The sequence below is a fragment of the Bradyrhizobium sp. P2_E8 genome, assembly GCF_056403875.1.
Genome location: NZ_JBFUES010000444.1, coordinates 1 through 5,957, shown reverse-complemented (window position 1 = coordinate 5,957; position 5,957 = coordinate 1). Strand labels below are relative to the sequence as shown.

The following is a 5,957-nucleotide window of genomic DNA, read 5'->3' as shown; positions in this document are numbered from 1 at the left end:
TCTGGCCGCCGGCGAGGAATTTTGCCTCGCTGCTCTTGCCGAACAGGCTGGCGGCTTCGTCGACCGAGGAAGCGCGATGATAGGTTGTCTGGTACATCTTCGTTCCTCCCTTAAGCCGCGTGGATCGTGCGCCACACCCGGTCGGGGGTTGCGGGCATTTCCAGGTTGTTCTTGCCGATCGCATCCGTGATCGCATTGATCACGGCCGCAGAGGCGCCGATCGCGCCGGCCTCACCGCAACCCTTGATGCCGAGCGGATTGCCCGGGCACAGCGTCGTGGTGTGGGAGAGGTTGAACGAGGGCAGGTCGTCGGCGCGCGGCATGGCGTAGTCCATGAACGAGGCCGTGACCGGCTGGCCATTGGCATCGTAGATCGCGTGCTCGAGCAGGGCCTGCCCGATGCCCTGGGCGAGGCCGCCATGGACCTGCCCCTCGACGATCATCGGGTTGATCAGCCGGCCGAAATCGTCGGCGGCGACGAAGTTGACGAAACTCGTCTTGCCGGTGCCGGCATCGACCTCGAGCTCGCAGATATACGTGCCGGCCGGGAAGGTGAAGTTGGTCGGGTCGTAGAAGGCGCTTTCCTTCAGGCCCGGCTCCATCCCGTCAGGCAGGTTGTGGGCGGTGTAGGCCGCGAGCGCGACCATCGGGAAGGCGATCGCCTTGTCGGTGCCCGTCACCTTGAACTCGCCGTTCTCGATGACGATGTCGGCTTCCGACGCTTCCAGCGCATGCGCGGCGATCTTCCTGGCCTTGGACTCCATCTTCTCCATGGCCTTCAGGATCGCGGTGAGGCCGACGGCCGCCGAGCGCGAGCCGTAGGTGCCCATGCCGAACTGCACCTTGTCGGTGTCGCCATGGACGATCGAGACCTGGCTGATGGGAACGCCGAGGCGCTCCGCGACGAGCTGGCAGAACGTGGTCTCGTGACCCTGGCCGTGGCTGTGCGAGCCCGTGAGGATCTCGATCGTGCCGACCGGGTTGACGCGGACCTCGGCGGATTCCCAAAGACCGACGCCGGCACCCAGGCTGCCGACGGCCTTCGACGGCGCGATGCCGCAGGCCTCGATGTAGCAGGACACGCCGATGCCGCGCAGCTTGCCGTCCGCCTTGGCCTTGGCCTTGCGCGCGGCGAAGCCGGCATAGTCGATCGCCTTCATCGCCGCATCGAGCGAAGCGTTAAAGTCGCCGGTGTCATAGGCCATGATCACGGGCGTCTGGTGCGGGAACTGGGTGATGAAGTTGGTCCGGCGCAGCGCCGCCGGATCGACCTTCAGCTGCCGCGCGGCCGTCTCCATCAGCCGCTCGATCAGGTAGCTCGCCTCGGGGCGGCCCGCGCCGCGATAGGCGTCGACCGGCGTGGTGTTGGTGTAGACCCCGATCACCTCGGCATGGATCGCCGGGATGTTGTACTGGCCCGACAACAGCGTCGCGTAGAGATAGGTCGGTACCGACGAGGAGAACAGCGACATGTAGGCGCCGAAATTGGCGTAGGTCTTCACCTTGAGGCCGGTGATCTTGTTGCTGGCGTCGAACGCCATCTCGGCGTGGGTGACATGGTCGCGGCCATGCGCGTCGGTGAGGAAGGCCTCGGTGCGGTCGCCGGTCCATTTCACGGGACGGCCGACCTTCTTCGAGGCCCACAGCGCCACCATCTCCTCGGGATAGATGAAGATCTTGGAGCCGAAGCCGCCGCCGACGTCGGGAGCGATCACCCGCAGCTTGTGCTCGGGGGCGATGTTGTAGAACGCCGACAGCACGAGGCGGGCGACGTGCGGGTTCTGCGACGTCGTGTAGAGCGTGAAATGCTCTTCCGCGGCGTCGTAATCGGCGATCGCCGCACGCGGCTCCATCGCGTTCGGCGCGAGGCGGTTGTTGGTGACGTCGAGCTTCACGACATTGGCGGCCTTGGCGAAAGCCGCATCCGTGGCGCCCTCGTCGCCGATCACCCAGTCATAGACCTGGTTGCCGGGCGCCTCAGGATGAAGCTGCGGCGCGCCGGGCTTGATCGCGGCGTGGACGTCGGCGACCGCGGGAAGTTCCTCGTAATCGACGACGACAGCTTCCGCCGCGTCGCGCGCCAGATTCTTGCTGTCGGCGATCACGACCGCGACGGCCTGTCCGACGAAACGCACCGTCTCCGGCGCCATCGCCGGCCATGCGCCCATCTTCATCGGGCTGCCGTCCTTGGAGGTGATGGCCCAGCCGCAGATCAGGTTGCCGACCTTGTCGTCGACCAGCTGCTGTCCGGTGAGCACCGCGACCACGCCCGGCATCTTCAGCGCCGCGGACGAGTCGATCTTCTTCACCTTGGCGTGCGCGTGCGAGCTTCTGATGAAATGGGCATGGGTCATGCCCACCAATTTGATGTCGTCGACGTAGCGGCCCTTGCCGGTAATGAAACGCTTGTCTTCCTTGCGCACGACTCGCGCGCCGATGCCTTCAACACCCATGTCTGGTCCTCCCGACCGGAATTATTTTGACTGCGCTTTCCATCGAAAGCCGCAGCGGTGGTCTTCGTTCGAGGCGGGCGGCCTTACTCGGCCGCCTGCGCAACCTTCATGCGTCCAGCCGCATCCAGCACGGCCTTGACGATGTTGTGGTAGCCGGTGCAGCGGCAGATATTGCCTTCGAGCTCCTGGCGGACGGTGGCCTCGTCGAGCTGGCCGCCAGCTCCTTGAGAATTATGGCGGTGCACGATGTCGATCGCCGACATGATCATGCCCGGCGTGCAATAGCCGCACTGCAGGCCGTGATTGTCGCGGAAGGCGGCCTGCATCGGGTGCAGTTCGTCGCCCTTGGCGATGCCTTCGATGGTGGTGATGCTGGCGCCGTCGGCCTGTCCCGCCAGCATGGTGCAGGATTTCACTGCGCGGCCGTCCATGTGCACGACGCAGGCGCCGCACTGGCTGGTGTCGCAGCCGACATGGGTGCCGGTGAGGTTGAGGTGATCGCGCAGGAGATGGACCAGCAGCGTGCGATCCTCGACGTCGACAGCAACGGCCTTGCCGTTCACTGTCAGTTTGACTGTAGACACGGTGAAGTCCTCCCGAATGTTTGTAGTTATTCCAATTAGAGACAGCGCGAACGGAACTTTGCAACTGGGATTTTGGGGGACGCGCGTCATGGAAAGGTCATCGTGACGGTTGTCGCAGGTGCGCGATTCGGCCGCGATGTTCCGAGCCGCCGCCAGTGCGTGGCGCGACCTTGCGATCTCCGCTTCGTCGATGGCGGCCTGGGTTCAACCGCCAGCGCGAAGCGCTGGCCCTGGACGTCGGCGCTCCCCGCGCGTCGTTTTCTCCCTTTGATGTCTTGTTCGTTGCGACGAATAGGAGCACGCGCTCACGCCGTTGTAATCGCGATCTTGGTAGTAGGCGTCCGCAGGCTAAGTCATTGATTTTGTTCGTGGCGATGCAGCAAGCCGCCACCGGCAAGCTGCGCTTGCCGGGTCGTCCAGGGACGCGCACTCGTCAAGGCACATCCATAGCCTGATTGATACGAGTTGAACTGGCAGCAGGCCTGTCGTGGCGCCTCGCCACCCGACGACATTGTGCGCTGTCGATAAATCGCTCAATCCGGTTGCGAGCGCGGGACGAGCGGCGCAGTCCACCGATGGACGGCATTCTCAGTCGATCCGATATCTACCTTTTGCAGGACCAGGTGGAATAGGCGCTTTCAACGAACTGCCGACTTGAGACCTTCGAGCATTTCACGGGTGCGCTTTATTGAAAAATCGTGTGTCGCCCGATCGAAGGACGGGCTTCCCCGCATCATGTAACCGTGGCGCACTCGGGGAAAGATGTGCACTTCGACGTTTTCCATGCTCGCCGCCAAATTACGATACGCCTCCAGCACCTCGACCGGCGCGCGATCGTCATCGTCGCCCCAAATGAGGCAGACTTGCTCGCGGACCCCGACAAGCTCGTGAAGATAGTCCAGCATCTGGGATCCGCGGCAACAGATACCGGCGGCATAGCCAAGTCGCTTCGGCCCGAGGATCGCATACGGACCGCCGTAGCAAAATCCCATGACGGCCGCCTGCCCATTGAATTGCGGCAGTGTGCCGAGGTGCCTCAACGTGTCGATCAAATCGTCTTCGCCGGCTCTGATTTGCTCCGGGCGCGGCTGTGCACGCTGGGCCGCGCGCGGATCTCTGCGCGAAAGTAGGCCGGCAATCGACCGCCAAAACAGATCGGGCACCGCGACGATGAAGCCAGATGCCGCAAGCTCGTCGGCAATTGCGCGCATGTCGGCATCCACGCCATGGATAGCAGAAGCAAGCACAATGGCAGCAACCGGCTTTTCAGGCTCGGGCGTGACCAGATAGCAATCGAACGCGCTGCCGCCTTTCGCGCAAATCTTGCTGAACTTCCCCTGCATATCCGATCCAGCACTTAGCTCGATGTAGAGGCCAACGTCGGGTCTGGCCGGGAGGCGCGGCATGGAGGCCGCAGCCATCTGAGACCCCGCAGCGCTACTCCAGTCGGATCTTCGCGAGGCTGATCACTTTGGCCCACTTCTCGGTTTCACCGGCCATGACCTTGCCGAAATCGGCAGGCGAGCCGGCCAGTTCCGCGGCATCGAGGCTACGGAGGTGCATCTTGAACGTGGGATCGGCCAGCGCGGCGTTGGCCTCCCTGTTGAGGCGATCGATAATCTCGGCTGGCGTGTGTTTCGGCGCGCCGAGGCCGAACACCGAACTCGCCTCATAACCGGGCACGAATTCGCCAATGGCTGGCACATCCGGCAACGCTTCGGATCGCGCTGCCGTCGTGATCCCGAGCGCGCGCAGCTTGCCGCTGCCGATGTATCCGATCGATGTCGCCAGGTTCGCAAAGACGAACTGCACCTGTCCGCCGAGCAGATCCGTGATCGCGGGCGCTACGCCACGATAGGGCACATGCTGAAGATCAAGCCCGCCGGCCTCCTGTTTGAACAGTTCCGCGGCGATATGGGTGATCCCGCCCACGCCGCCCGACCCATAGGAGAGTCGCCCCGGATTGGCTTTGGCATAGGCGATGAACTCTGGAATTGTAAGGGCAGGAACCGATGGATGTGTCACCATCACCAGGGCGCCGCGGGTCAGGCTCGCGACCGGCGCAATATCCCGCAGGAAATTGAAATCGAGATTTTCGTAAAGCGTCGCATTGATCGCATTGGGGGAGCCAACCAGCAGAAGCGTGTAGCCGTCCGGAGGCGCGCGCACGACCGCATCAGTGGCGATATTGCTGCCAGCTCCGGGGCGGTTCTCGACGATAAATTGCTGGCCGAACCGCTCCGAACACCATTGCCCGATCAGGCGCGCAAGGATGTCATTCGGGCCGCCCGCGGCGAAGCCAACCATGATCCGGACCGGCCGCGAGGGGTAAGTATCCGCGTAAGCCAGACCCGACAGCAGAGGCGGACCGGCCACCCCCGCTGCGAGGTGCAGAAATTGACGTCGGGAGGGAGTCATAGGCTTTGCTCAGTCGAACCCGCACGCGCGCCGGCTCTCTTCAACGCCGAGGATAGTTGATGCTGTCATAAGCACATAAGGCTATTGTCTGATGATATCATCTCAGAACGGAAATGGGTGCTTTGATGCAGATGAGCGATCGCATCGGAAAGCGAATGAAGCTGCAGGACCTGCACGTGCTCATGGCGGTGGTGCAGGCCGGCAGTATGGGCAAGGCGGCGCGCATGCTCAATACGACTCAGCCCAATATTTCGAGATCGATCGCGGAGCTCGAGCTTGCGTTCGGCGTCCGCTTGTTGGATCGCCACCGTCGCGGCGTCGAGCCGACCGAGTGCGGTCGCGCCCTGCTCGATTGCGGCGCCGCCGTTTTCGACGAACTGCGTCGGGGCGTGAAGAGCATCGAATTTCTGGCCGACCCCACCGTTGGAGAAGTGCGGATTGGAAGCACAGCCTTTCTGGCGGCGAGCTTTGTTTCCGCTCTCGTAGATCGGCTGTCCCGGCG

At 63.4% G+C, this 5,957-nt stretch carries 5 protein-coding genes and 1 pseudogene; 1 reads left to right on the top strand and 5 read right to left on the bottom strand.

Annotated features, from left to right (window positions below):
- The 5 genes and pseudogenes from AC1D00_RS23125 to AC1D00_RS23105 all read right to left on the bottom strand — a co-directional run.
- Positions 1-97: pseudogene (locus tag AC1D00_RS23125) on the bottom strand (FAD binding domain-containing protein); the annotation flags it as partial.
- A gap of 13 nt (positions 98-110) precedes the next feature.
- The gene (locus AC1D00_RS23120; protein ID WP_477012244.1) at positions 111-2,453 is read right to left on the bottom strand and encodes a xanthine dehydrogenase family protein molybdopterin-binding subunit; all 2,343 of its coding nucleotides are present in this window, start codon (positions 2,451-2,453) and stop codon (positions 111-113) included.
- A gap of 83 nt (positions 2,454-2,536) precedes the next feature.
- Complete coding sequence (locus AC1D00_RS23115; protein WP_135178963.1) at positions 2,537-3,037, bottom strand: (2Fe-2S)-binding protein; 501 nt, start codon at positions 3,035-3,037, stop codon at positions 2,537-2,539.
- 638 nt (positions 3,038-3,675) lie between these two features.
- Positions 3,676-4,458 carry a dienelactone hydrolase family protein gene (locus AC1D00_RS23110; RefSeq protein ID WP_477012243.1) on the bottom strand — a complete coding sequence of 261 codons (783 nt, stop codon included), beginning with the start codon at positions 4,456-4,458 and terminating at the stop codon, positions 3,676-3,678.
- A 16-nt stretch (positions 4,459-4,474) separates the two neighbouring features.
- Complete coding sequence (locus AC1D00_RS23105) at positions 4,475-5,455, bottom strand: Bug family tripartite tricarboxylate transporter substrate binding protein (RefSeq protein WP_025576042.1); 981 nt, start codon at positions 5,453-5,455, stop codon at positions 4,475-4,477.
- Between the two features lie 155 nt (positions 5,456-5,610).
- Here AC1D00_RS23105 and AC1D00_RS23100 point away from each other — a divergent pair.
- A partial coding sequence (locus AC1D00_RS23100; RefSeq protein ID WP_477012242.1) for a LysR family transcriptional regulator occupies positions 5,611-5,957 on the top strand: 347 nt, incomplete at its 3' end.